The 24,539-nt window shown below is 74.1% G+C and carries 21 protein-coding genes and 1 tRNA gene; 13 read left to right on the top strand and 9 right to left on the bottom strand.

Annotated elements, in window-relative coordinates; genetic code table 11:
* Positions 1-75 precede the first annotated feature (75 nt).
* Both CYQ11_RS12050 and CYQ11_RS12045 read right to left on the bottom strand, forming a co-directional pair.
* Positions 76-2,586, bottom strand: coding sequence for an ABC transporter permease (locus CYQ11_RS12050; RefSeq protein WP_099199630.1), 2,511 nt, complete (start codon positions 2,584-2,586; stop codon positions 76-78).
* Positions 2,587-2,659: 73 nt separating this feature from the next.
* Positions 2,660-3,442: an ABC transporter ATP-binding protein gene (locus CYQ11_RS12045; RefSeq protein WP_099199631.1), complete on the bottom strand. Its 783-nt coding sequence runs from the start codon at positions 3,440-3,442 to the stop codon at positions 2,660-2,662.
* Positions 3,443-3,839: 397 nt separating this feature from the next.
* Here CYQ11_RS12045 and CYQ11_RS12040 point away from each other — a divergent pair.
* A tRNA-Leu gene (locus tag CYQ11_RS12040) sits at positions 3,840-3,922 on the top strand.
* Positions 3,923-4,133: 211 nt separating this feature from the next.
* Positions 4,134-5,012 (top strand): Bax inhibitor-1/YccA family protein, encoded by an 879-nt coding sequence (locus CYQ11_RS12035; RefSeq protein WP_099199632.1) that lies wholly within the window; start codon positions 4,134-4,136, stop codon positions 5,010-5,012.
* A 70-nt stretch (positions 5,013-5,082) separates the two neighbouring features.
* On the opposite strand, the gene CYQ11_RS12030 is transcribed toward CYQ11_RS12035, so the two are convergent.
* Entirely contained in the window at positions 5,083-5,313 is a 231-nt protein-coding gene (locus CYQ11_RS12030; RefSeq protein ID WP_099199633.1) for a DUF4287 domain-containing protein, read from the bottom strand.
* A gap of 98 nt (positions 5,314-5,411) precedes the next feature.
* Between CYQ11_RS12030 and CYQ11_RS12025 the strand changes: the two genes are divergently transcribed.
* Entirely contained in the window at positions 5,412-5,744 is a 333-nt protein-coding gene (locus tag CYQ11_RS12025) for a hypothetical protein (protein ID WP_181143643.1), read from the top strand.
* A 6-nt stretch (positions 5,745-5,750) separates the two neighbouring features.
* On the opposite strand, the gene CYQ11_RS12020 is transcribed toward CYQ11_RS12025, so the two are convergent.
* The 3 genes from CYQ11_RS12020 to CYQ11_RS12010 form a co-directional block, all read right to left on the bottom strand.
* Complete coding sequence (locus CYQ11_RS12020; protein ID WP_099199634.1) at positions 5,751-6,584, bottom strand: hypothetical protein; 834 nt, start codon at positions 6,582-6,584, stop codon at positions 5,751-5,753.
* A gap of 486 nt (positions 6,585-7,070) precedes the next feature.
* On the bottom strand, positions 7,071-8,291 hold the full coding sequence (locus tag CYQ11_RS12015) for an acetyl-CoA C-acetyltransferase (RefSeq protein ID WP_099199635.1): 1,221 nt from the start codon (positions 8,289-8,291) through the stop codon (positions 7,071-7,073).
* A 259-nt stretch (positions 8,292-8,550) separates the two neighbouring features.
* Positions 8,551-9,657, bottom strand: a complete 1,107-nt coding sequence (locus tag CYQ11_RS12010; RefSeq protein WP_181143642.1) for an SGNH/GDSL hydrolase family protein — start codon at positions 9,655-9,657, stop codon at positions 8,551-8,553.
* A gap of 206 nt (positions 9,658-9,863) precedes the next feature.
* Between CYQ11_RS12010 and CYQ11_RS12005 the strand changes: the two genes are divergently transcribed.
* On the top strand, positions 9,864-11,258 hold the full coding sequence (locus tag CYQ11_RS12005) for a cystathionine beta-synthase (RefSeq protein WP_099199734.1): 1,395 nt from the start codon (positions 9,864-9,866) through the stop codon (positions 11,256-11,258).
* 503 nt (positions 11,259-11,761) lie between these two features.
* Here the strand turns inward: CYQ11_RS12005 and CYQ11_RS12000 are convergent.
* The gene (locus CYQ11_RS12000) at positions 11,762-12,205 is read right to left on the bottom strand and encodes a hypothetical protein (RefSeq protein WP_099199636.1); all 444 of its coding nucleotides are present in this window, start codon (positions 12,203-12,205) and stop codon (positions 11,762-11,764) included.
* A gap of 211 nt (positions 12,206-12,416) precedes the next feature.
* Here CYQ11_RS12000 and CYQ11_RS11995 point away from each other — a divergent pair, with 211 nt between their 5' ends.
* Both CYQ11_RS11995 and CYQ11_RS11990 read left to right on the top strand, forming a co-directional pair.
* Positions 12,417-13,778 carry an acyl-CoA synthetase gene (locus CYQ11_RS11995; protein WP_181143840.1) on the top strand — a complete coding sequence of 454 codons (1,362 nt, stop codon included), beginning with the start codon at positions 12,417-12,419 and terminating at the stop codon, positions 13,776-13,778.
* A gap of 72 nt (positions 13,779-13,850) precedes the next feature.
* Positions 13,851-14,702, top strand: coding sequence for a MurR/RpiR family transcriptional regulator (locus CYQ11_RS11990; RefSeq protein WP_099199637.1), 852 nt, complete (start codon positions 13,851-13,853; stop codon positions 14,700-14,702).
* Here the strand turns inward: CYQ11_RS11990 and CYQ11_RS11985 are convergent.
* Entirely contained in the window at positions 14,642-14,935 is a 294-nt protein-coding gene (locus CYQ11_RS11985; protein WP_099199638.1) for a hypothetical protein, read from the bottom strand. The genes CYQ11_RS11990 and CYQ11_RS11985 overlap by 61 nt on opposite strands.
* 172 nt (positions 14,936-15,107) lie before the next feature.
* Between CYQ11_RS11985 and CYQ11_RS11980 the strand changes: the two genes are divergently transcribed.
* Positions 15,108-15,713, top strand: a complete 606-nt coding sequence (locus CYQ11_RS11980; RefSeq protein WP_099199639.1) for a hypothetical protein — start codon at positions 15,108-15,110, stop codon at positions 15,711-15,713.
* On the opposite strand, the gene CYQ11_RS11975 is transcribed toward CYQ11_RS11980, so the two are convergent.
* Positions 15,697-17,064 carry a type III PLP-dependent enzyme domain-containing protein gene (locus tag CYQ11_RS11975; protein WP_099199640.1) on the bottom strand — a complete coding sequence of 456 codons (1,368 nt, stop codon included), beginning with the start codon at positions 17,062-17,064 and terminating at the stop codon, positions 15,697-15,699. The genes CYQ11_RS11980 and CYQ11_RS11975 overlap by 17 nt on opposite strands.
* A 124-nt stretch (positions 17,065-17,188) precedes the next feature.
* Between CYQ11_RS11975 and CYQ11_RS11970 the strand changes: the two genes are divergently transcribed.
* From CYQ11_RS11970 to CYQ11_RS11945, 6 genes are all read left to right on the top strand, one after another.
* Positions 17,189-18,346 (top strand): NAD(P)/FAD-dependent oxidoreductase, encoded by a 1,158-nt coding sequence (locus CYQ11_RS11970; protein WP_099199641.1) that lies wholly within the window; start codon positions 17,189-17,191, stop codon positions 18,344-18,346.
* Positions 18,337-18,684 carry a (2Fe-2S)-binding protein gene (locus CYQ11_RS11965; RefSeq protein WP_099199642.1) on the top strand — a complete coding sequence of 116 codons (348 nt, stop codon included), beginning with the start codon at positions 18,337-18,339 and terminating at the stop codon, positions 18,682-18,684. Before CYQ11_RS11970 ends, CYQ11_RS11965 begins: the two co-directional genes overlap by 10 nt.
* Positions 18,681-20,102 (top strand): NAD(P)/FAD-dependent oxidoreductase, encoded by a 1,422-nt coding sequence (locus CYQ11_RS11960; RefSeq protein WP_099199643.1) that lies wholly within the window; start codon positions 18,681-18,683, stop codon positions 20,100-20,102. Before CYQ11_RS11965 ends, CYQ11_RS11960 begins: the two co-directional genes overlap by 4 nt.
* 58 nt (positions 20,103-20,160) lie before the next feature.
* Positions 20,161-21,819: a urocanate hydratase gene (gene hutU / locus CYQ11_RS11955; protein ID WP_099199644.1), complete on the top strand. Its 1,659-nt coding sequence runs from the start codon at positions 20,161-20,163 to the stop codon at positions 21,817-21,819.
* Between the two features lie 185 nt (positions 21,820-22,004).
* Positions 22,005-23,192, top strand: coding sequence for an allantoate amidohydrolase (locus CYQ11_RS11950; protein WP_099199736.1), 1,188 nt, complete (start codon positions 22,005-22,007; stop codon positions 23,190-23,192).
* Positions 23,183-24,520 (top strand): formimidoylglutamate deiminase, encoded by a 1,338-nt coding sequence (locus CYQ11_RS11945; protein ID WP_099199645.1) that lies wholly within the window; start codon positions 23,183-23,185, stop codon positions 24,518-24,520. The genes CYQ11_RS11950 and CYQ11_RS11945 overlap by 10 nt, the downstream gene beginning before the upstream one ends.
* Positions 24,521-24,539 lie beyond the last annotated feature (19 nt).

Below are 24,539 nucleotides of genomic sequence, written 5' to 3'. Positions count from 1 at the left end.
CGCGGCACGGGCGAAAAAGGGGACGGGCCCCGCGGCGGCTGCCGCGGGGCCCGGTGGTGCGGGGGTCGCCCGCTCCTACTCGGCCTTGATGGCCTGGAGCATGTTGAGCTTTGCGGCCCGGCGGGCGGGCCACAGCGCGGCCAGCACGCCGACCACGGCCGACAGCAGCAGGAACAAGCCCATCCGGCCCCACGGCAGGACCAGCTCGTACGTGGCCAGGGCCGTCTTGATCTGCTCGCCCGCGGCCCAGCCGAAGAACACGCCCAGGCCGATGCCGAGCACGCCGCCGAAGAGCGAGATGACCAGCGACTCCAGGCGCACCATGCGCTTGATGCCCTTGCGGTCCAGGCCGATGGCCCGCAGCATGCCGATCTCCTGCTGACGCTCGAAGACGGACATCGCGAGGGTGTTGACGACGCCCAGCACCGCCACGATCACGGCCATCGCGAGCAGCCCGTAGAGCATGTTCAGCATCAGGTTGATCTGCTTGGCGATGGAGTCGGACACGTCCTGCTTGGACTGGACGGAGATGGCGGGGTTGTCGCCGAGCGCCTTCTCCAGCGTGTTCTTGGTGCCCTCGCTCGCGCCGCCCTTGGTCTTGACCAGCACGCGCTGGTCGCTGGCCGCGCTCTGGTGCGGGTCGACCGTGGAGGTGTCGACCAGGACGCCGCGGATCAGGTCGTTGCCCTTGTAGACGCCCGAGACGGTCAGCTTGTCCTGCTTGCCGTCCTCGTACGTCACCGCGAGGGTCGAGCCGAGCTTCCAGCCGCGCGACCGGGCGGTGGCGTCGTCGATCACGGCCTTGTCGCCGCTCAGACCGGCCAGCGAGCCCGACGTGAAGTCGAGGTCGGTCAGCTTGCCGATGGTCTTCCCGTTGACGCCGGTCAGGCTCTCGCGCTCGCCGTCGATCCGCGAGGCGGAGTCGCGCATCGGGCTGGCGGCGGTGACCTCGTCGAGACCCGAGAGCTTCTTCGCCACGTCGGGGGAGAGCGAGGTCATGCTCGCCATGGAGACCACGTAGTCGGCCTTCAGGGCTTCCTTGGCCATCTTGTCGATGCCCTGCTGGACGCTGCCCGCGATGACCGTCAGACCGGTGATCAGGGTGAGGCCGATGGTCAGGGCGGAGGCGGTGGCGGCGGTGCGGCGCGGGTTGCGAACCGCGTTCTGCCGGGCGAGCTTGCCGGAGATGCCGAAGACGCGCAGCACGGGCGCGGCGGCGGCGATCATCGGGCGGGACAGCAGCGGGGTCAGCACGAACACGCCGATGAGCAGCACACCGGCGCCCAGGCCCAGCATGGACTCGCTCGTCGCGGTGAGGCTGAGGACCGCGCCGACGGCCGTGAGGGCGGCGCCGATGGTGTTGCGCACGACCAGGGAACGGGTCGTGGCGACCGCGTGGACGCTGCTCATCGCGGCGACCGGCGGGATCTTCGCGGCGCGGCGGCCCGGCAGCCAGGCGGCCAGCATGGTCACCGCGATGCCCACGCCGAACGAGGCGATGATCGCGGACGGGGGCACCACGAGCGGGCCGTCGGGCACCTGGCCGCCCATCAGGGCGCGCAGCCCGGCGCCGATGCCGGTGCCGGCGAGCAGACCGGCGACGGCCGCGACCGCGCCGACGAGGAACGCCTCGATGAGCACCGAGCGGGTGACCTGGCGGCGGCTGGCGCCGACCGCGCGCATCAGCGCCAGCTCCTTGGTGCGCTGGGCGACCAGCATGGTGAAAGTGTTGGCGATGATGAAGACGCCGACGAAGAGCGAGATGCCCGCGAAGATCAGCAGGCCGGTCTTCATGCCGTCCATGGCCTGGGATATGAACTTCGCCTGCTCGTCGGCCAGCTCCTTGCCCGTCGTGGCCTCGGCGTCGGCCGGCAGGACCTTGTCGATCGCCGACTTCAGCGCGGTCTGCGAGGTGCCCGCGGTGGCCTTGACGGTGATGCCGCTGTATTCGCCGGGCTTGGCGTAGAGCTTCTGGGCGGTGGCGGTGTCGAACAGGGCGAGGCTGCCGCCGGCGGCGACGTTGCCGTCGTCGGTGGTGAAGACGCCGGTGACCTTCTGCTCCAGGACGGGGCCGTCGACGGAGAGGCGGACGGTGTCGCCGACCTTGTAGCCCGTGCGGTCGGCGGTCTTGGAGTCGAGCGCGATCTCGCCGGCGGCCTTGGGCGCGCGGCCGTCCTTGAGCGGGTAGCGGGTGTCCTTGCCGTCCTTGCCGGGGAAGTAGTTGGCGCCGGCGGACGTGAAGCCCTGGCCGGCCAGCTTGCCCTTCTTGTCGGCGATCGCGGCGAAGCCGGAGACCGACCCGGTCGTGGAGTCGGCCCCGGGGACCGCCCGCACCTTGTCGAGGAGCTGCTGGGTGAGCTTGGGGGCCTCACCGGGGGCGCCGTTGTCGCGGTCCTGCCGGTGCGGCTGGATGGCGACGTCGACGTCCGTGAAGCCCTTCTGGGAGCTCTTCTGGTAGGCGTCGGAGATGGTGGAGGTGAAGACGAGGGTGCCGGAGACGAAGGCCACGCCGAGCATGACGGCGAGGACGGTCATCAGCAGCCGGGCCTTGTGCGCGAGGACGTTGCGCAGCGCGGTACGGAACATGAGTCAGTCCTGAATCGGGTAACGCGTCGCTGCCCGCTGACGGGGCGTGCGATACAGGGGTGGCTGCTGAGGGTTAGCTGGTGCGGCCCTTGGCGTCGAAGCGCTTCATGCGGTCGAGGACCGCGTCGGCGGTGGGCCGGTGCAGTTCGTCGACGATGCGGCCGTCGGCGAGGAAGACGACGCGGTCGGCGTACGAGGCGGCGACCGGGTCGTGCGTGACCATCACCACGGTCTGGCCCAGCTCCCGCACGGAGTTGCGCAGGAACCCCAGGACCTCGGCACCGGAACGCGAGTCGAGGTTGCCGGTCGGCTCGTCCGCGAACATGATCTCCGGCCGCCCCGCCAGCGCACGGGCGACCGCCACACGCTGCTGCTGACCACCGGAGAGCTGACTGGGCCGGTGCTTGAGCCGGCCCGACAACCCCACCGTCTCCACCACCATCTCCAGCCACTTCCTGTCGGGCTTACGACCGGCGATGTCCATCGGGAGCGTGATGTTCTCCAACGCCGTCAGCGTCGGCAACAGGTTGAACGCCTGGAAGATGAAACCGATCTTGTCCCGCCGCAACTGCGTCAGCTTCTTGTCGTTCAGCGCCGTCAGCTCCGTGTCCCCGATCCGCGCCGAACCACCCGAGACACTGTCCAGACCCGCCATGCAGTGCATCAACGTCGACTTGCCCGAACCCGACGGACCCATGATCGCCGTGAACTCCGCCTGCCGGAACTCCACCGACACCGCGTCCAGCGCGACCACCTGGGTCTCGCCCTGCCCGTACACCTTCGTCAGATCCGTGGCGCGGGCCGCCACCGCGGTGGCGCGGGCGGCGGTCTGGGCGCCGAGGGGGGTGGTGGTCACGGTGGAGCACTCCTGTCGAAGCGGTAGAAAGGTACGTACTCCATCGTCCCCGCCGCGGACCCGGCCCGGATCAGCCCCAGCTCCCGTTCCCGGGACAGCCTGCGGAGGTACGCGTCCGGGCGGCTGTCATCCCTGGGTAGGAGATCGCCCCTTACCGAGAGCGATGAGATTGCGACAATTCCGTTCCCCCCGAGGGGCGGGGTGATGAACGGGGGGGATCGGCCCCTGGCATGTGCCAATGGCGTCATCCCTGCACTGATGGGCCCTCAGTTGCCAATAAAATAAGACAACCTCCGGTCAGCGTTCCGCTGTTTGGGGGGCGTGCCCCGGCTAGGCTCGTCCTGCTCTCCGAGAGGGAGGCCCTGTCGCCTCTCGCTGTGCTGCCCCGAGAGCCCCCGCCCGGATGGTGGAATGCAGACACGGCGAGCTTAAACCTCGCTGGCCCTTCGGGCCGTGCCGGTTCAAGTCCGGCTCCGGGCACTCCGTCACCCCTCGCTCCTCCCCGGTTACCGCCGGTACGGCCCGTCGGTTCCCCTTTCCCGCGGAACCGACCGCCGCCGCCCCGCGTTGTCAGATACGTCGGAAACGTGGGTATGCGAAGAAAAGATCGTACCGAGGCAGGAGAGCCATTCCTTTGCCTACCTATTAACCTTGGCGGCAAGGCCGCGCACGGTGGCCATGGAGGAGTGAGATGAGGAGCAGCAACCCGGTCTTCTCGCGACGGGGGTTCAGCCGCGACAACGGCTACGCGGGCTTCGGAGCGGGGCCGCAGGCCGGGGCAGCGAACCCATACGCCGCGAACCCGTACGCCGGCAGCCCGTACGCCCAGCCCGGCAACCCCTACGCCGCGAACCCGTACGCGCAGGGCGGACCCGACCTGGCGCAGGGATACCCGCAGGCGCCGGTGCAGACCGCCGGCCGGATGACCATCGACGACGTCGTCAGCCGCACCGCCATCACGCTCGGGCTGGTGATCCTCGCCGCGGGCGCCGCATGGGCGCTCGAGCTGCCCGTCGGGCTGGGCTTCGGCGCCGGCATCGTGGCGATGGTCCTCGGCCTGATCCAGTCGTTCAAGGCCAAGCCCACCCCGGCTCTGATCCTGGCCTACGCGGTCTTCGAGGGCCTCTTCCTCGGCGTGCTCAGCCAGGCGTACAACGACATCGCGCGCGGCGCCCCGATGCAGGCCGTGATCGGCACGACGGCCGTCTTCGCGGGTGTCCTCATCGCCTACCGGACCCGCATCATCCGGGTCGACCGGCGGTTCACCCGCTTCGTGGTCGGCGCCTCGATCGGCTTCATCCTGCTGATGATGGTGAACATGATGTTCGCCGCCTTCGGCGGCGGTGACGGCCTGGGCTTCCGCACGGGCGGCCTGGGCATCCTCTTCGGCGTCATCGGCGTGGTCCTGGGCGCGTGCTTCCTGGCCCTGGACTTCAAGCAGATCGAGGACGGCGTCCAGTACGGCGCCCCCCGCGAGGAGTCGTGGCTGGCGGCCTTCGGGCTCACGCTGTCGCTCGTCTGGATCTACACCGAGCTGCTCCGGCTCATCTCGATCCTGAACAACGACTAGCGTCGAACGACGACGGGCCCGGGAAGGCGATGCCTTCCCGGGCCCGTCGGCTTTCCTTAACGGGCGCCCGCTACCGAAGCTTCCGCGCGGCCCTTTGGAGGTCGTACTCGTGGACGATCGCCTTTGCGTGGCCGTAAGCGAGGTTGTGCTCTCCGCGTAGCCAGCTGACCTTCTCCTCGAAGCGGAAGAGGGAAGGTCCTTCCTCGACCGTGCGCAGCCATTCCGCGACTTCACGGCCGGTGCAGTGGGGGATTCGGGAGAGCATGTTCCGGTGGGTCTCGTCGGAGAAGACGTGCGACATCGGCGCCTCCGGACGCGTCGAATGATGGTCCTTCATGTCACCGTGCCCGAGTGTTCAGGCGTTGGCAACAGTCGGTGGACGGCGCATAGGCTCAAGGCGTGGATGATGTGACGCCTCTGCTGGACGCCGTGGACACCTTCGCCGACCGACTGCGGACCCTGCCGCAGTCCCGACTGAGCCGGGGTGCGGCGGCGGAAGCGCTGGCCCTGGCGAGAGAGTTCGCCGCCTGGACCCAGCGGATCGAGGAGCCGCAGGCTCCGGACGTACGCGAGATGCCCGACGCGGGCATGTTCGCGGCCGCCGACCAAGTGGCCGTGGCCGGTCACGATTTGGCCGAAGCCCTCGCCGCCTGCGACACGGCCCCGGAAGGGCTCGGGATCGCCGAGGCGGTGGCGCGGGTCGCGGAGGCAGGTCGCCGCTGCGGGCTGTGAGCGCTGCTACAGAGAGGCGATGACGCGGTCGGCCAGGACGTAGACGCTGCCGGTCTCGCAGCGGAAGGTCAGGGCGTAGGCGCCGGAGACCCCGGAGCCGCCCAGCAGGACCGGGGCGTCGCCGGCCCGCAGGGCTTCGGCGAGCCGCTCGGAGGTCTCGCGGTGGCCGGGCGTCATGCAGACGGTGGTGCCGTCGGCGAAGACGTACACGTCCAGGGTGCCCAGCGGGCCGGGACGGACGTCCGCCAGCGGAATGCCCGCGTCCGCCAGTGCGGTGAGCCGGTCGACCGTGAGCTCGTGGTCGGTGGGGGCCGGAACGGGCGAGAAGTCCGGGTGCGAGGGGTGGCGTCGGCGTGCCGCCGCCAGCTCGGGCGAGTCCGCGACGTCGGACTCCACCTCGCCCAGGGGGTCGGCCAGCGGGTCGAGGCCGGCGAAGTCCGCCGGACGGGGCAGGAAGAGACCGCCGTACGGTCCCTCGGCGAGCGGTTCGTCACCCAGGCCGGGCAGCCCGCCCAGCAGGGAGGGGGAGTCGGCGGCGCCGGCGAGGTCGCGGGCCTCCTGGGCGGCCCAGAACGCGCGGGCCTCGGCCAGCTCCCGCTCACGCTCCTCGGCCAGCGCGTCGGCGACCGCCGCGCGTATCTCGGAGAGCTCCGCGGCGGGGGCGGAGCGGGCGGGGGGCACCGCGGCGCGGCCGCGCTGGCGCTCCGCGGTGGCGGCGGCGAGCTCGGCGCGCAGGGCGGTGATCTGCCGGCGCAGACCGCGAGTGCTGTACAGGGCGGCGACGCCCGCGGCCGCGGCGGCACCCGCGGCCAGCAGCAGGGCAAGGGACATGGCGCTCACTGACGTACTCCCGGTTGCTATGGATCCCCCGAATTCCTACCTCAGCTTCGCGCATGCCTCCGGCGGCCCACAGTGCAAAACGTAGGGAACCGGTCGGGACCAAGGGCCGGGACGTTGTTCCTTCAACCACTCTGACCTGGGGAAACGAATCTCCCCCGGGAGATTGGTCACATCCTGGGGGAGATTCGGTCACGTTTCGGCAAGGTGAACGGACATTGCCGCTGGCAGATGTGCATGCCAGACAAGGCGGTCAGTTGATCGCGCAGGTCTCAGTTGATCAGGCGGAAGAACACCGAGGACGGGCCCCTGGCCGCGCTGCGCTTCGCCTGCGCTGCGGGCGGGTGCCGCCTTCGTCCCTCAGGCGACCCCCACCCTCCGCTACGGCTCAGCTCAGCCGCTCGGGCCTGGTGGTCGCGCTGCGCTTCGCCTGCGCTGCGGGCGGGTGCCGCCTTCGTCCCTCAGGCGACCCCCACCCTCCGCTACGGCTCAGCTCAGCCGCTCGATGACCATGGCCATCCCCTGGCCCCCACCCACGCACATGGTCTCCAGACCGAACTGCTTGTCGTGGAACTGCAGGGAATTGATGAGGGTGCCGGTGATGCGGGCACCGGTCATGCCGAAGGGGTGGCCGACGGCGATGGCGCCGCCGTTGACGTTGAGCTTGTCGAGGTCGATCCCCAGGTCCCGGTAGGAGGGGATGACCTGCGCGGCGAAGGCCTCGTTGATCTCGACCAGGTCGATGTCGCCGACGGTCAGACCGGCCCGCTTGAGGGCCTGCCGGCTGGCCTCGACCGGCCCGTAGCCCATGATCTCGGGCGACAGGGCCGAGACGCCCGTGGACACGATGCGGGCCAGCGGGGTCAGGCCCAGCTCGCGCGCCTTGGTGTCGGACATGATCACCACTGCGGCGGCGCCGTCGTTGAGGGGGCAGCAGTTGGCGGCGGTGATCAGGCCGTCCGGGCGGAACGCGGGCTTCAGCCCCTGGACGCCCTCCAGCGTGACGCCCGCGCGCGGCCCGTCGTCCTTGCTGACGACCGTGCCGTCCGGCAACGTCACCGGCGTGATCTCGCGCTCCCAGAAGCCCTTCTCGATGGCCTCCTCCGCGAGGTTCTGCGACCGCACGCCGAACTCGTCCATCTCCTGGCGGGTCACGCCCTTGAGGCGGGCCAGGTTCTCGGCGGTCTGGCCCATGGCCATGTACGCGTCCGGGACCAGACCGTCCTCGCGCGGGTCGTGCCAGCCCTCGCCGCCCTTCTCGGCGCGGGCGGCGGTACGGGCCTCCGCATCGGCGAAGAGCGGGTTGTGGGTGCCCGGGATGCCGTCCGAGGAGCCGTTGACCGAACGCGACACCATCTCCACGCCCGCCGAGATGAAGACGTCGCCCTCGCCCGCCTTGATGGCGTGCAGCGCCATCCGCGAGGTCTGGAGCGACGAGGCGCAGTAGCGGGTGATCGTGGTGGCGGGCAGGTGGTCCATGCCCATCTGCACGGCCACGATGCGGGCCAGGTTGTGGCCCTGCTCGCCGCCGGGCATGCCGCAGCCGAGCATCAGGTCGTCGATCTCACGCGGGTCGAGCTCCGGCACCTTGGCGAGCGCGGCCTGAATGATCGTGGCGGTGAGGTCGTCGGGCCGCAGCTCCTTCAGGGAGCCCTTGAAGGCCCGGCCGATGGGGGAGCGGGCGGTTGAGACGATCACGGCTTCGGGCATCACGGCTCCAATGGCGCGAGTGGGCAGGACTCTCCGGGAAGTTACCCGCAAGTACGCCGGTGGTCACGGCTTCCCACCTGTGAAACGGGCCTCTTTCCACTATGGGCGGGCGGCCGCGGTCACGGAACAGGCGGGACGGGCGGGGTGGGACGGTGCCTGGCAGGGGGCGTGAAGGAGTTGTCTGCGGCGACTGTCCGGGCGGGCCCCGCGGGGCGGGGGCCGTGAACAATCCAGCCCCCAGAAGGGCCCGTCGGCCCCCTCACGGCCCGGCGTCGGTATGCGCGGCGTCCCACGCCTGCCCGGTCGCGGATCCCGACGCGGCCCCGGTCCCGGGCGCCGATCCGGCCCCGGATCCCGGCCCGCCCCCGGTCTCCGCCCCCTCCGCCACCGGCAGCCGCTGCCGCCGCCGGCGCTTGAGCAGCGCCCAGCGCCGCCCCCGCCCCGCGGGCGTGACCTCCGTGCCGCCCTCGGACGCCGCCTCCGCCGCCGCCCGGGCCACCGGCAGGATGCCCTCCCGCCGCGTCGCGTCGGGCCGCTCCTCGTCCTCCGGCCACAGCCCCAGCGCCGCGCACAGCGTCGGCAGCACGGCCATCGCCGCGGTCGCGTAGCCCTCGGCCGACGGGTGGTAGTTGTCCGGCCCGAACAGCTCCCGCGGGTTCTCCGCGAACTCCGGGCCCAGCAGGTCGCCCAGCGAGACCGTCCGCCCGCCCGCCTCCAGCACCCCTATCGTCTGCGCGGCGGCCAGCTGCCGGCTCAGCCGCCGCGCCAGCCAGCGCAGCGGCTGGTACACCGGCTCGATCGTGCCCAGGTCCGGGCACGTGCCCACCACGACCTCGCACCCGGCGTCCCGCAGTCTGCGCACGGCCTCGGACAGCAGCCGCACCGAGCGCGCGTACGGCACCCGGTGCGTGACGTCGTTCGCGCCGATCATGATCACGCACACGTCGGGCGCCCGCTCGGGATCGGACAGGACCTGGGTGACCTGCCGCTCCAGGTCGTACGACTGCGCGCCGGACAGCGCCACGTTGTGCAGCACCACCGGCCGCTCGGCGACCGCGGCGAGCCCCGTCGCGAGCAGGGCCCCGGGCGTCTGCCGCGGCCGGTGCACGCCCTGCCCGGCGGCCGTGGAGTCGCCGAGCACGCCCAGCACCAGCGGCTCGGCGCCCAGGCTGTGCACGAACGCCGAGCCGTAGCGCCCGTCGGCGTGCGGCGGGGTGCCGCCGGCCCCGCCGACGACCCGCCTGGCCAGCGCCACCTCGGTGAGCAGCACCCCGAGCGCCGCTCCGCCCAGCAGGCCGGCCCCGCCGCCGCCGTACGCCGCCGCTGCGGCGATCCGCCGTGCGACCCTCGCCCTCGACATCGACATCGGACGGCCTCCTCCGCGCCGGGAACCCGTTTTACAAACGCTTCATGAAAGCTTCACGAAGCCCGCGCGCCCTTGCCACGGCGCGCTATGAGCAGGTTGCCCCGAGCGCCCGCCTTCGCAACGCGCCATTGGTGCGGTCGGACGCGTTCTAGGCTGGCGGTATGGGCACGCGACGACCGCTAGTGCCCCCGACCGCGGAGATCACCGTGCAGTATCACGATTCGATGATTGAGCTCGTTGGCAACACCCCGCTGGTGAAGCTCAACAGTGTGACCGAAGGCGTTCAGGCCACCGTCCTCGCCAAGGTCGAGTACTTCAACCCCGGCGGGTCCGTGAAGGACCGCATCGCCCTGCGCATGGTGGAGGCGGCGGAGAAGTCGGGGGAGCTCAAGCCCGGCGGCACGATCGTGGAGCCGACGTCCGGCAACACGGGCGTGGGTCTGGCGATCGTGGCCCAACAGAAGGGCTACAAGTGCATCTTCGTCTGCCCGGACAAGGTCTCCCAGGACAAGATCAACGTACTGCGGGCGTACGGTGCCGAGGTCGTCGTCTGCCCGACCGCGGTGGACCCGGAGCACCCGGACTCCTACTACAACGTCTCCGACCGGCTGGTGCGCGAGACGCCGAACGCCTGGAAGCCGGACCAGTACAGCAACCCCAACAACCCGCTGTCGCACTACCACTCGACCGGCCCCGAGCTGTGGGAGCAGACCGAGGGGAAGATCACGCACTTCGTGGCGGGCGTGGGCACGGGCGGCACGATCAGCGGTACGGGCCGCTACCTCAAGGAGGTCAGCGAGGGCCGCGTCCAGGTCATCGGCTCGGACCCCGAGGGTTCGGTCTACAGCGGCGGCTCCGGCCGCCCGTACCTGATCGAGGGCGTCGGTGAGGACTTCTGGCCGACCGCCTACGACGGCTCGGTGCCGGACGAGATCGTGGCGGTCTCGGACAAGGACGCCTTCCAGATGACCCGCCGCCTCGCCAAGGAGGAGGGCCTGCTCGTGGGCGGCTCCTGCGGCATGGCGGTCGTCAGTGCCCTGCGCGTGGCGGAGCGGCTCGGTCCGGACGACGTGGTCGTCGTGCTGCTGCCGGACAGCGGCCGCGGCTACCTGAGCAAGATCTTCAACGACGAGTGGATGGCGGACTACGGCTTCCTGGAGGAGGCCGGCGACGCCGCGCGCGTGGGCGACGTGCTGCGGCGCAAGGACGGCGACCTGCCCTCGCTGGTGCACATGCACCCCGAGGAGACGGTCGGTCAGGCCATCGAGGTGCTCCGTGAGTACGGCGTCTCGCAGATGCCCATCGTCAAGCCGGGCGCGGGGCACCCCGATGTGATGGCCGCCGAGGTCATCGGCTCGGTCGTCGAACGGGACCTGCTGGACGCGCTGTTCGCGCAGCGCGCCTCGCTGGACGACCCGCTGGAGAAGCACATGAGCCTGCCGCTGCCGCAGGTCGGCTCGGGCGAGCCGGTGGCCGACCTGATGGCGGTGCTGGGCGACGCGGACGCGGCGATCGTGCTGGTCGACGGCAAGCCGACCGGTGTGGTGAGCCGTCAGGACCTGCTGGCGTTCCTCGCGGCGGACACGAGCGCCGCGAAGTAGGGCGTGACGGGGCGGGCACCGCGTGCCGGCGCCCGCCGTCGGGCCCGTGGAACGGGCGTCCACCGCCCGGCCCGCGGAACGTACGCGGGTGTCACATGCGCGCAGCGTGCGCTTAACACGGGCTCGTCATAGTGGGGGTGTGCCGGTGCGGGGGTTCGCTCCCGGCCGGTGCGGCCTGCGCGGCGGTGCGGAATTTCCGGAGCGGCTCCCGGAACCCGGCCGTCCGGGCGCGGTGCCGGCTTCCGCTCCGTGCGGATGCCGGTGCGCCCGGCGTGGGGGCCGCCGCCGTCCCGGCCCCGGCTTCGTGCCGGGGTGCGGCGGTCCCCGCGGAGCGCCGGCCCGAGGAGCCGGCCCACGGCGCGCGGATCCTGCCGGAAGGGCTCGGTGGAGCGCCCGCCCTGGGGGAAGCCGGCCGGCCTCGGCCCGGCACCCACCAGTCCCCGGCCGGCACCCCCCCAGCCCGTCACTTCCCGGCCGTCCCGGTCAGGGTCCAGCGGTCCCCGTCAGCTCTCCTCCGCGTCGCGCTCCCCCTTGCGGCTCCGGCGCGCCCAGGGGACGCCGCCGGCCGCCTGGGCGACGTTGACGCCCACGATGCCGGTCCAGGTGACCAGCAGCCCCGCCAGGCCCGCGTTGACGGCGCCGATGGCGGAGAGCGGGATCGCCAGCACCAGGGAGACCGCGGCGAAGCCGAAGCGCTCGGCGAAGGGCCCGGAGCCCGACGGGGCGCCGGCGGGGGACCGCCCGCCCCGCGCCACGCTCATCTGACGCTCGGCGAGATGCCGGCGCACCTGGCGGTCCGCCGTGGCGGCCACCTTCTCGTCCAGGCGGTACTCGACCTTCTCCAGGAAGGAGTCGAGCAGCTCCGACTCGTACTCGGGCCCCAGCTCCTTGCGCGTCTGCAAGGTCGCGTCGAGGTCCTTCTTCAGCTCGGGATCGCGGGCCATCATGGCAGCGACGATACGGTCACAGGGGCCCCACGTCGCTGGGGCCAGCACCCGTATCCGCAGAGGGGGTGCCCCCCTTGGGGGCGGCCCCGTGGAAAGGAGCAGACCTGTGAGCGACGCACACGCGGCTGCCGGGCCGCAGACGACGACGAAGGCCGCGCCCGTGCGCCGCGCCGACGCAGAAGCGAACCGAGGAACGAGCGAAGGAACGAGCGTGACCGTGCCCCTGCTGTCAGCCCTGACCGCCCCGGACGCCGGCGACCGGCCGGACGCGCTGACCGTCGCCGGACGGGCCCTCAGCCGCGAGGAACTCCTCGGCGCCGCCGCCGCGGTGGCGACCCGGGTGGCCGGGGCCTCCTCGGTGGCGGTGCGGGCCGAGGCGACGCCGGAGACGGTCGTCGCCGTCGTCGGCGGGCTGCTCGCCGGTGTGCCCGTGGTGCCCCTGCCGCCGGACGCCGGGCCCGCCGAACGCGAGCACATCCTGCGCGACTCCGGCGCCGAGCTGCTGCTCGGCGAGGAGGTGCCCGTGGACATACGGGAGCGGGCTTCCTGGTCCGGTCCCGAGCCGGACCCGGGGACGACCGCGTTCGTGCTCTACACCTCCGGCACCACGGGGGCGCCCAAGGGTGCGCTGATCCCGCGCGGCGCCGTCGCGGCGGGCCTCGACGGGCTCGCCGAGGCCTGGCGGTGGACCGCCGAGGACACCCTGGTGCACGGGCTGCCGCTCTTCCACGTCCACGGGCTCGTCCTGGGCGTGCTGGGCGCGCTGCGCACCGGCTGCCGCCTGGTGCACACCGGCCGCCCGACCCCCGAGGCGTACGCGGCCGCGGGCGGCAGCCTCTACTTCGGGGTGCCGACCGTGTGGTCGCGGGTGGTGCGCGACGCGTCCGCCGCGCGGGCGCTCGCCGGGGCCCGGCTGCTGGTGTCCGGCAGCGCGGCGCTGCCCGCGCCGGTCTTCCGGGACCTGGAGGCGCTCACGGGCCAGCGGCCCGTCGAGCGGTACGGCATGACCGAGACCCTGATCACCCTCTCCACCCGGGCCGACGGCGAACGCCGGCAGGGCTCGGTGGGCCTGCCGCTGCCGGGCGTGCGCACCCGGGTGGTCGAGACCGGCGAGGAGGGCGGCATCGGGGAGCTGGAGGTGTCCGGGCCCACGCTGTTCAGCGGCTACCTGGGCCGCCCGGAGGCGACGGCCGGCGCGTACACCGCCGACGGCTGGTTCCGCACGGGCGACATCGCGGCCGTGGAGGCGGACGGCACCCACCGCATCGTCGGCCGCGCCTCCACCGACCTCATCAAGTCCGGCGGCTACCGCATCGGCGCGGGCGAGGTCGAGAACGCCCTGCTCGACCACCCGGCGGTCAGCGAGGCGGCCGTCGTCGGGGTGCCCCACGAGGACCTCGGGCAGGAGATCGTCGCCTACGTGGTGGCCGACGGGGTCGGCGAGCAGGCGCTGATCGACTTCGTGGCCGGCCATCTGTCGGTGCACAAGCGGCCGCGGCGCATCCGCTTCATGGACGCCCTGCCGCGCAACGCCATGGGCAAGCCGCAGAAGAAGCTCCTGCCGCCGCTGTGACCCGCCTGGGTCCCGCACCCTGCATAATTTCATGCAGGGTACGGGCCGGGTGAATGACTTATAGGAGGGCCGATGAGCGAGACCGGGGGCGAGCCGGAGGCCACCGCGCGACTGCAGAAGCTCTTCGAGGGGCACAGGCTGACGCCCACTCAGCGGCGCATCGCCCACTGCGTGGTGCGGCGCGCCGCCGACGCCCCGTTCCTGTCCAGTGTGGAACTCGCCGAGCTGGCCGGCGTCAGCCAGCCCTCGGTGACCCGCTTCGCGGTGGCCCTCGGCTTCGACGGCTACCCCGCGCTGCGCCGCCACCTGCGTGACGTCGTCCCCGCCGCCGAGGCGCCGGGCGAGGGCGCGGCCAACGAGTACCAGCAGGCCGTGCAGGCGGAGATCGACAATCTCCGGCACCTGGCCTCCCTGCTGGCCGACCCCGAGCCCGTCGCCCGCGCGGGCCGGCTGCTCGCCGGGTCCCGGCCGCTGCCCGTCCTCGGACTGCGCGCGGCGGCCGCCCAGGCGGCGGGTTTCAGCTACTTCGCCCGCAAGGTCCACCCCGACGTGCGGCTGCTCGACGAGGGCGGGACGCTGCTCGTCGACCGCGTCGACGCCGCCGTACGGGCCGGCGCGAGCGCACTGCTGTGCTTCGCGCTGCCGCGCCACCCGCGGGAGGTGGTCGAGGCCCTGGAGTACGCGCGCAGCGCCGGCCTGACCGTCGTTACGGTCGCCGACTCCACCTTCGCCCCCGTCGCCCGCCACAGCGACCTGCTGCTGCCCGCCGCCGTCGGCACGGGCCTCGCCTTCGACACGGCGTGCGCGCCGATGCTGCTGGGGCGGGTGCTGCTGGAGGCGATGTGCGACGCGCTGCCGGACGCTCAGGCGCGGCTTGAGGAGTTCGACGCGAAGGCGATGGCGCGGGGGCTGTTCGTGGAGTGAACGGAGCGCGGGCCGGTGAGGCCGTCGCCGCCGGCCGCGCCTCCGCTCGCGTGCGTGCCGGACCGGGTGGTCTCCCGCGGGTCCGGGTGGGAGTGCCCGGAGGCGTAGGCGCTCAGCAGCCCGGTCAGGGCCAGCGCCACGCCCGCGACCCACGCCCGCCGTCTGAGCCCCCGCTCGTGCACCGCCATGTCGGCCACCTCCTCCGGTCCCGCCGTGATCGATGTGATGACCATAGGAATCCGGGGTGGCTGAACTCGTCATACAGCGGAGCCAACTCCTCCGTGATACCCGGGTATGACTTCAGTGGCGGCCCGGTGCCGTGGACGCGCCGGGCGCTTCTCAGCTCGCACTCAGATTCGTTGGTTAACGTGCCGCGTGCGAGTTGCGGGAACGAGGAGGTCTGACGTGGGGCGCGGGGCGTATGCGCTGGCTCGGGTCGCTGTGATCGTACGGGCGCCGGCGCGCTGGCTGTGGTGGCTGGGCCTGCTGAGTGCGGGCATCGGGGTTCTGATGCCGGGGCTCACCGGACGCCGGATCGGAGTGTCGGCGGGTGCCGCGCTGTTCATCGTCGGAGGGGCCTTGGCGTTCCGGGTCCACCAGCGGCGCTACGCGGAGCTGGCACGCGGGGCGTCACGGGCCGGGCGGGCCGTCTTCCTCCAGGACCGCGCCGTGACCCTGCGGAGCTGGCGGCGCGGCCGCCGCTGGTGGCTCCTGGCCGCCTTCCCCGTCGCGCTCGCCTCCTCCCTCCTGGTGCCGGCGGCCGCCGGGCTCGCCCTGGCCGGGCTGGGCGCGGGGCTGTGGGCCAAGGCCCTGTGGCTGGGCGGACTGGAGCGCCGCGAAGGGGCGCTGCTGTGGGTGCGCCCGGAGTGGGTGAAGGGCAGCCCCGCGGGCCCGTCCGTCCGCGGCTACCTGACGACCGGGCTGGCCGCCGGTGACGCCCTGCCCGGTGGCGCCAGGCGCCGCGGCGGTGCCGCGAAGGCCGGCGGAACGGCGGTCAGCGGAGCGCGCTGAGGTCCGCGGCGTGCGCGGCGCCGCTCTCGGCGACCAGCTCGGCAAGCGACTGCGGCGGCCGTACGGTCGCAAAGCGCACGGCCTGCCCTTCCACGTCCTGTTCGTCGACGGCATAGCCGTAAACCCCGGGGCGGGGGAGTGTGTTGTACGCGAAGTGGTTCGAGAAGTAGTACGCGCCGGTGTCCAGCAACGCGACGTGGTCCCCGGCGTCGAGGCGGGGCAGCAGCCGGTCCACCGCGACCAGGTCGCCCGCGAAGCAGCACGGCCCGGCGACGTCCTGCGCGACGGCGGGCGACGTCTTGGGCCGCCCCCGGGCGTCGTACGCCGCCACGCGCAGGGGCCACGCGTGGGGGGTGAAGACCGTGCGCACCGCCACCTGGGCACCGGCGTGCGTCACCGCGATGCGGCGGCCCCCGGCGCTCTTGGCGTACTCCACCCTGGCCAGGATCATCCCGCTCTTGGCGAGCAGGGAACGGCCGAACTCGGTCACCAGCCCGTAAGCCCCGTCGAACAGCCCCGGCACCGCGGCGGCGAGCACGCGCGCGTACGCGTCGTGCGTGGGCGTGACCTCGTCCGAGGCGAAGTTGACCGGCAGGCCACCGCCGATGTCGAGGGTCCGGACCCGCCGCCCGCCGGCCGCGGCGTCGATCTCCCGGGCCAGCTCGTGGACCCGGCGCACGCCCTCGGCCATCAGCTCCAGGGGGCAGCCCTGCGACCCCACGTGGGCGTGCACCGCGGTCAGCCACGGCCGCTCGGCGTACGCGCGCACGAGCCAGTCACGCGCCCCCGGATCGCGCAGGGCCACCCCGAACTTGGACGTCTCGGTGGCGGTGCTGAACGCGCCGATGCTGCCGCCGCCCACCTGCGGGTTGACGCGCAGCCCGAGGGGAAGGTCCGGCGGCGCGGGCACGGCGGCGACGAGGGCGTCCAGGCGGGCCAGCTCCTCCCGGCTGTCGGCGTTGACCGCGATGCCGAGCGCGAGGGCCTCGCGCAGCTCGGCGGTGGTCTTGGCGGGCGAGTCCAGCACGATGCGGCCGGGCGCCACGCCGGCGGCCCGGGCCAGGGCCAGCTCCCCGGGGCTGGCGACCTCGCAACCGAGCCCCTCCCCGGCGAGCAGCCGCAGCACCGGCACGAGGGGCGCGGCCTTCACCGCGAAGGCGTGCAGCGCGCGGGCGCCGCCCGGGCCGGCCCGCGCGAACGCCTCCCGCAGCCCCCGGGCCGCCTCCCGCACGCCGCGCACGTCCAGCAGCCCCACGACGGGCCGCCCCGCCCCCACGACCCCCTGCCGCACGGCTTGGAGCACGGCGGCGTCCCGCCGCCGCGCCGCGTCCCCGCGGTCCTCGACGCCCATGCCCCTACTCCACCACCGGGCGGCGGTCCGCGCCACGGGGCCGGACCGCCCCGGCCGCCGGTGTTGACCGCCGCGCGCGCGGGGGCTAGCTTCGCGGCGGTCTCTGAGAACGGCGGTGCGGCGCATGCGCGTTCTACGGGAAGGCGTCGACGTCGTGGTGGTCGGCGGCGGGATCATCGGTGCCGCGTGCGCCGAGGCCCTGAGCCGGCGCGGAGTGCGCGTGCTCGTGCTCGACCGGGGGCCCCTGGCCGGGGCCACCACCGCGCGCGGCGAGGGCCGGCTGCTCGTCTCCGACAAGGCGCCCGGCGCCGGGCTCGCCCTGGCCCGCGCCGCGCTGCGCCGCTGGCCGGTCCTGCTCGCCGCCCTGCGCGAGGAGATCGGGTCCCGCGCCGCGTGCGAGTTCGCGCCCCAGGGCGGTCTCGTCGTCGCCACCCGCGAGGCGGAGGCCACGGCGTTGCGGGACCTCGCCGCCGCCCAGCGTGCGGCAGGGGTGACCGCCGTGGATCTCACGCCCGAAGAGGCCGCCGGGTACGAGCCCCGCCTCACCCCCGCCGTCCGGGCGGCCGTGCGCTACCCCGAGGACGCCCGCCTGCAGCCGGTGCTCGCCGCGACCGCTCTGCTCGCCGCCGTCCGGGCGCGCGGCGGCGAGGTCCGCTCCGGCGTGGGCGTGCTCGGCGTGGAGACCGGCGCCGACGGCTGGGTCGTGGGCGTGCGGACCGCCCAGGGCCAGGTGCCCTGCGTGGCCGTCGTCAACGCCTGCGGCACCGGCGCCGCCGCCCTCGCCCGGCAGGCCCGCGTCCCGTTGCCCGTGCCGTCCCGGCCGGCCACCACGCTGGTCACCGCGCCGCTGCCGCTGGGCACCGTCCGGCACCAGGTGTCCGGCGCGGGGCCCGCCCCGGTCTCCGTCGGTCCGTCCCCCGCCGGGCCCGTCCTGATCGGGCGGACGGGGCCGGTGCCGCGCGGCGGGGTGCCGCGCGCCGAGGTGCTCGCCGGGCTGGCGCGCGGGGCGACGGCGTTGTTCCCCGCCCTGGCGGACGTGCCCGTCCTGCGCGTCCACGACGGCCTGTGCGCCTGCACCCGCGACCGGCTCCCCGTCATCGGCGAGGACCCGCGCCGGCCCGGCCTGTGGCACGCGACCGGTCACGCCGGCGCCGGGGCCGGCCTCGCCGCCGCCACCGGCGAACTGCTCGCGCAGCTCTTCACCGGCGAACCCCCGCTGCTGGACCCGAGGCCGTACCGGGTGGACCGCCCCGGCCTCGGAGAGGAGGACGGATGCCCCTGACCGTGTACGTCGACGGCGTGCCCCACCAGGCCCGGCAGGGCCAGACCGTGGCGGCTCTCCTGCTGACCGCGGACCGCCCCTCCTGGCGCACCACACGCCGCGGCGGCCGGCCGCGTGGCCTCTTCTGCGGCACCGGCGTCTGCCACGACTGCCTGGTCGTCGTCAACGGCCTCCCGGACGTGCGGGCCTGTCTGCGGGAACTGCGCGAAGGGGACAGGATCGAGACGCAGGACGGCGCGCGGCTGCCCGCGCGCCCACCCGGAGCGGACGACGGGAGAACGGACGACGGGAGAACGGGCGCCGGGGGAGCGGGCGACGGCGGCCCGGGGCCCCGGTGAGCGCCGCCCCGCGCCTGGTGGTCGTGGGCGCCGGCCCCGCGGGAGTCGCCGCGGCGCTCGCGGCGGCGCGCGGCGGCGTCCGCGTCGTGCTCGTCGACAGCGCGGCGCGGGCGGGCGGCCAGTACCACCTCCAGCCACCGCCGGCGGGACGGCACTACCGCGCGAACCCGCTCCAGCGCGCCGTCACCGCGCACCCGCGCGTCGAGCACCTGCCCCACGCCACCGTCTGGTCCCTGGAACCGGGCCCGCCGCCCGCCGGTCACCTGGTGCTCCTCCAGCAGGGGCCGGCGGACGCGGCCGGCCGTGGGGTGCGCGCGCTCGCCGCCGACGGTCTGGTCCTGTGCACCGGCACCCACGACCGGGTGCTCCCCTTCCCCGGCTGGGACCTGCCGGGGGTCGTCTCGGCCGGCGCGGCGCGGGCCCTGGCCAAGGGGCAGCGGACGGCGGTGGGGCGCCGGGTCGTGGTCGCGGGCACGGGCCCGTTCCTGCCGCCGGTGGCCGCGTCGCTGCTGGGCGTCGGGGCCCGGGTCGTGGGCGTCTACGAGGCCGGGCGGCCCGCCTCCTGGCTGCGGTCCCCCGTCGTGGCGCTGCGCGACGGGGGCCCGGACAAGCTCGCCGAACTCGCCGCCCACACCACCGGACTGACCCGGCACGGCATCGCGTACCGCACCCGCCGCGCGGTCGTCGCCGCGCACGGCGGCGACCGCCTCGAAGCGGTCACCGTGGCCCGGGTGGACGCCCGCTGGCGGATCGTCGACGGCACCGAGCGGGTCGTGGAGCCGGTGGACGCCCTGTGCGTGGGCCACGGCTTCCTGCCCCAGCTGGAACTGGCCCTCGCGGCCGGCTGCGCGGTCCGTGACGGCCGGGTCCTGGTGGGGCCGCGCCAGCAGACCTCCGTGCGCCGCGTCTACGCGGCCGGCGACCTGACGGGAAGCGGGGGCGCGGCGGCGGCCGCCGCGGAGGGGGAGCTCGCGGGACTCACGGCCGCCGCGGACCTGACCGGCAGGCCCGCCGATCCGGCGCGCACGATGGCCGCCGAGGCGCGCGCCCGCGCCGGGCGCCGTTTCGCGGCGGCGCTCGCCGCGACGTATCCCGTGGGCGACGGCTGGCGGACCTGGCTCCGCGAGGACACGGTCGTGTGCCGCTGCGAGGAGGTGACGTACGGGCAGCTGCGCGAGGCCGTCGTCGGGCGCGGTGCGGACGGGGCGCGGGCCCTGGGCCTGGCGTGCGGCGCCGGGCTCGGCGCGTGCCAGGGGCGGATGTGCGGGCGCGCCGTGGCGGACCTGGCGGCGGGGCTGCTCGGGCACCCGCTCGCCGAGGCGGACGCCCTCGACCGGCGTCCGCTGGGCCACCCGGTCCGGCTCGCGGACCTCGCGGGCCTGGCGGACGACTCTTCCCGACGACCGCCTGTTGACTAGCCCTATTCACCGCCTCAAACTGTGCAGTGTTCTATTCAGAGCCAGGGAGGCAGGGCCCATGTCAGGAGCGCGACCCGTCCGAGCGCCGCGAGGCACCGAGCTGAGCACCCGGGGATGGCAGCAGGAAGCCGCGCTGCGGATGCTGCAGAACAACCTCGACCCCGAGGTCGCCGAACACCCCGACAAGCTCGTCGTCTACGGCGGCACGGGCAAGGCCGCCCGCGACTGGCGCTCCTTCGACGCCATGGTCCGCACGCTCCAGACGCTCAAGCAGGACGAGACCATGCTCGTCCAGTCCGGCCGCCCCGTCGGCGTGATGCAGACCCACGAGTGGGCACCCCGCGTCCTCATCGCCAACTCCAACCTCGTGGGCGACTGGGCCAACTGGGAGGAGTTCCGCCGCCTGGAGGCCCTCGGCCTCACCATGTACGGCCAGATGACGGCAGGCTCCTGGATCTACATCGGCACCCAGGGCATCCTCCAGGGCACCTACGAGACCTTCGCGGCCGTGGCGGCGAAGAAGTTCGGCGGCACCCTCGCCGGGACGATCACCCTGACCGCCGGCCTCGGCGGCATGGGCGGCGCCCAGCCGCTCGCCGTCACCATGAACGACGGCGTCGCCCTCTGCATCGACTGCGACCCCCGCGCCATCGAGCGCCGCATCGAGCACCGCTACCTGGACGTGAAGGCCGACTCGCTCGACCACGCGCTCCAGCTGGCCGTCGAGGCCCGCGACGCCCGCCGCCCGCTGTCCATCGGCGTCCTCGGCAACGCCGCCGAGCTCGTCCCGCAGCTCCTCGCCATGAACGCCCCCATCGACATCGTGACGGACCAGACCTCCGCCCACGACCCGCTGGCCTACCTGCCGCTCGGCGTCTCCTTCGACGACATGGCCACCTACGCGGCCGAGAACCCCGCCGACTTCACGACGCGGGCGCGCGAGTCGATGGCCAAGCACGTCGAGGCCATGGTCGGCTTCCAGGACGCCGGCGCCGAGGTCTTCGACTACGGCAACTCCATCCGCGGCGAGGCGCAGCTGGCCGGCTACGACCGGGCGTTCGCCTTCCCCGGCTTCGTACCCGCCTACATCCGGCCCCTCTTCTGCGAGGGCAAGGGCCCCTTCCGCTGGGCCGCCCTGTCCGGCGACCCCAAGGACATCGCGGCCACCGACCGCGCGATCCTCGACCTCTTCCCGGAGAACGAGTCCCTCGCCCGCTGGATCAAGATGGCCGGCGAGCGGGTGCACTTCCAGGGCCTGCCGGCGCGCATCTGCTGGCTGGGCTACGGCGAGCGCGACCGCGCGGGCGAGCGCTTCAACGACATGGTGGCGAGCGGGGAACTGTCCGCCCCCGTGGTCATCGGCCGCGACCACCTCGACTGCGGCTCCGTCGCCTCCCCCTACCGCGAGACGGAGGCCATGCTCGACGGCTCCGACGCGATCGCGGACTGGCCGCTGCTCAACGCGATGGTCAACGTCGCCTCGGGCGCCTCGTGGGTCTCCCTCCACCACGGCGGCGGCGTCGGCATGGGCCGCTCGATCCACGCCGGACAGGTCACGGTGGCCGACGGCACGGCGCTGGCCGGGGAGAAGATCCGCCGCGTCCTGACGAACGACCCGGGCATGGGCGTCATCCGCCACGTCGACGCGGGCTACGACATCGCCGAGTCGGTCGCCGCCGAGCGCGACGTCCGCATCCCGATGCGGGAGCAGGCGTGAGCGACGTCGTGGGCGAGCGTCCCGCGGGGCGGGACGGGTCGGTGCGGTCCGGCCACCGGGCCACACCCGAAGCGGGTGCCCACGGTGAGGGCGGCCGGCCGGCGCCGGACGCGGCCCCGAACAGCAGGGGAGGCGCCCCCGTCGCCCCGGCGGGACGACCGCCCGCGACCCGGTCCTTCCACGAGATGTGGGCCGACCTCCGGCCCGTCGGCCGCAACGCGGCCACCGGCGGATACCGCCGCTTCGCCTGGACCGGCGCCGACGCCGACTGCCGCGAGTGGTTCAAGGCGCAGGCCGTCGACCGCGGCCTGACCTACGAACTCGACCGCAACGGCAACCAGTGGGCCTGGCTCGGCGACCCGGAGGCCGGGGACGCCGTCGTCACCGGCTCGCACCTCGACTCCGTGCCCGACGGCGGGGCCTTCGACGGCCCCCTGGGCGTCGTGTCGTCCTTCGCCGCGCTGGACGAGCTGCGGGCGCGCGGCGCCCGGCCCGGCCGCCCCCTCGCCATCGTCAACTTCGGCGACGAGGAGGGCGCACGCTTCGGCCTCGCCTGCGTCGGCTCCCGGCTGGCCGCCGGGCAGCTCACGCGGGAGAAGGCCCACGCCCTGCGGGACGCCGAGGGGATCTCCCTCGCCCAGGCCATGGAACGGGCCGGTCACGACCCGGAGACCATCGGCCCCGACCCCGAACGCCTCGCCCGCGTCGGCGCCTTCGTCGAGCTCCACGTCGAGCAGGGCCGCGCCCTCGCCGACACCACGCACGCCGTGGGCGTCGCCTCCGCGATCTGGCCGCACGGCCGCTGGCGGTTCGACTTCCACGGCGAGGCCAACCACGCCGGCACCACCCGCATCGAGGACCGCCGCGACCCGATGCTGACCTACGCCAACACCGTGCTGGCGGCCCGCAAGAAGGCCCGCCTCGCCGGCGCCCTGGCCACCTTCGGGAAGGTCGGCGTCGAGCCGAACGGCGTCAACGCCATCGCCTCCCTCGTCCGCGGCTGGCTGGACTCGCGCGCCGCCGACGAGGAGACCCTGGCGGCCGTCGTCGCCGCCGTCGAGGAGGCCGCCGTCGAGCGCGGCACCCGCGACGGCGTGCGGGTCGAGGTCACCCGGGAGTCCTTCACGCCCGTCGTGGAGTTCGCCCACGACCTGCGCGACGAACTGGCGAAACTGCTCGGCGACGTCCCCGTCCTGCCCACGGGCGCCGGACACGACGCGGGGATTTTGTCGGGCGTGATCCCCACCGCCATGCTGTTCGTACGGAACCCCACCGGCGTCTCCCACTCGCCCGCCGAGACGGCGACCGAGGACGACTGCCTGGCCGGGGTGACCGCACTCGCCGACGTACTGGAGGGCCTGTCGTGCAGGTGACGACCTACTGGGCCGAGCACGCCTGGCTCGACCCCGTCGTCGAGTCGGGCGTGGCCGTCGACGTGGCGGACGGCCGGATCACCGCGGTGCGCACCGCGGTGACGGCCCCGCCGCCCGGCGCGGTGAGCCTGCGCGGGCTCACCCTGCCGGGCCTGGCCAACGCCCACAGCCACGCCTTCCACCGCGCCCTGCGGGCCCGCACCCAGGAAGGCAGCGGCACCTTCTGGACCTGGCGCGACGTGATGTACGGCGTCGCCGGGGCGCTCACACCGGACAGCTACTTCGCCCTCGCCCGCGCCACCTACGCCGAGATGGCCCTCGCCGGCATCACCTGCGTGGGGGAGTTCCACTACCTCCACCACGCCCCCGGCGGCACGCCCTACGCCAACCCCAACGCCATGGGCGAGGCCCTGATCGCGGCCGCCGCGGAAGCCGGCATCCGCATCACCCTCCTCGACACCGCCTACCTCTCCGCCGGCTTCGGCGAGCCCCCCAACCGCCACCAGCAGCGCTTCTCCGACGGCACCGCCGACGCCTGGGCCGAGCGCGCCGCCGCGCTGACCCCGGCGGACCACGCCCGGATCGGAGCCGCCGTGCACTCCGTGCGCGCCGTGCCCGCCGACCAGCTGGCGACCGTCGCCGACTGGGCGAAGGACCGCGAAGCGCCCCTGCACGTCCACCTCTCCGAGCAGACCGCCGAGAACGACGCCTGCCTGGCCGCGCACGGCTGCACCCCCACCCGGCTCCTCGCCGACCACGGCGTGCTCGGCCCCCGCACCTCCGCCGTGCACGCCACGCACCTGACCGACGACGACATCCGCCTGCTCGGCGACGCCGGCTCGACGATCTGCATGTGCCCCACCACGGAACGGGACCTCGCCGACGGCATCGGGCCCGCCGCCCGCCTCCAGCGGGCCGGCAGCCCCCTCTCGCTCGGCAGCGACAGCCACGCCGTGATCGACCTGCTCGAAGAGGCACGCGCGCTGGAGCTCGACGAGCGCCTGCGCACCCGCACCCGGGGCCACTGGACGGCGGCCGCCCTGCTGCGCGCCGCCACCGCCGACGGCCACGCCTCGCTCGGCTGGGCGGAGGCGGGCCGCATCGAGGCGGGCGCGCTCGCCGACTTCACGACGGTCGCGCTGGACTCCGTCCGAACCGCGGGACCGCCGGCCCGGCTGGGCGCCGAGACGGCCGTATTCGCCGCGACGGGCCAGGACGTCCGCCACACGGTGGTGGCGGGCCGGCACGTCGTGCGCGACGGGGCGCACCAGCTGGTGCCCGACGTGCCCGGGGCCCTGGCCGACTCCATCGCCGCCCTGCGCGGCTGACGCCGAGGACCGGAGAGAG

The sequence above is a fragment of the Streptomyces cinnamoneus genome, assembly GCF_002939475.1.
GTDB classification, from domain to species: domain Bacteria; phylum Actinomycetota; class Actinomycetes; order Streptomycetales; family Streptomycetaceae; genus Streptomyces; species Streptomyces cinnamoneus_A.
The sequence above is the reverse complement of the archived record's forward strand: the minus strand, read 5'-3'. Positions and strand labels throughout refer to the sequence as shown.

Bases quoted from the DNA above. Each gene is read 5' to 3' on its own strand.
- CYQ11_RS12015 (WP_099199635.1), bottom strand. From the start codon at position 8,291: ATGCCCGAAGCCGTGATCGTCTCAACCGCCCGCTCCCCCATCGGCCGG.
- CYQ11_RS11985 (WP_099199638.1), bottom strand. From the start codon at position 14,935: ATGGTCATCACATCGATCACGGCGGGACCGGAGGAGGTGGCCGACATG.
- CYQ11_RS12000 (WP_099199636.1), bottom strand. From the start codon at position 12,205: ATGATGGCCCGCGATCCCGAGCTGAAGAAGGACCTCGACGCGACCTTG.
- CYQ11_RS11970 (WP_099199641.1), top strand. From the start codon at position 17,189: ATGCGCGTTCTACGGGAAGGCGTCGACGTCGTGGTGGTCGGCGGCGGG.
- CYQ11_RS12030 (WP_099199633.1), bottom strand. From the start codon at position 5,313: ATGTCGCACGTCTTCTCCGACGAGACCCACCGGAACATGCTCTCCCGA.
- CYQ11_RS12050 (WP_099199630.1), bottom strand. From the start codon at position 2,586: ATGTTCCGTACCGCGCTGCGCAACGTCCTCGCGCACAAGGCCCGGCTG.
- CYQ11_RS11975 (WP_099199640.1), bottom strand. From the start codon at position 17,064: ATGGGCGTCGAGGACCGCGGGGACGCGGCGCGGCGGCGGGACGCCGCC.
- CYQ11_RS11950 (WP_099199736.1), top strand. From the start codon at position 22,005: ATGTGGGCCGACCTCCGGCCCGTCGGCCGCAACGCGGCCACCGGCGGA.
- CYQ11_RS11965 (WP_099199642.1), top strand. From the start codon at position 18,337: ATGCCCCTGACCGTGTACGTCGACGGCGTGCCCCACCAGGCCCGGCAG.
- hutU (WP_099199644.1), top strand. From the start codon at position 20,161: ATGTCAGGAGCGCGACCCGTCCGAGCGCCGCGAGGCACCGAGCTGAGC.
- CYQ11_RS12035 (WP_099199632.1), top strand. From the start codon at position 4,134: ATGAGGAGCAGCAACCCGGTCTTCTCGCGACGGGGGTTCAGCCGCGAC.
- CYQ11_RS11990 (WP_099199637.1), top strand. From the start codon at position 13,851: ATGAGCGAGACCGGGGGCGAGCCGGAGGCCACCGCGCGACTGCAGAAG.
- CYQ11_RS12010 (WP_181143642.1), bottom strand. From the start codon at position 9,657: ATGTCGATGTCGAGGGCGAGGGTCGCACGGCGGATCGCCGCAGCGGCG.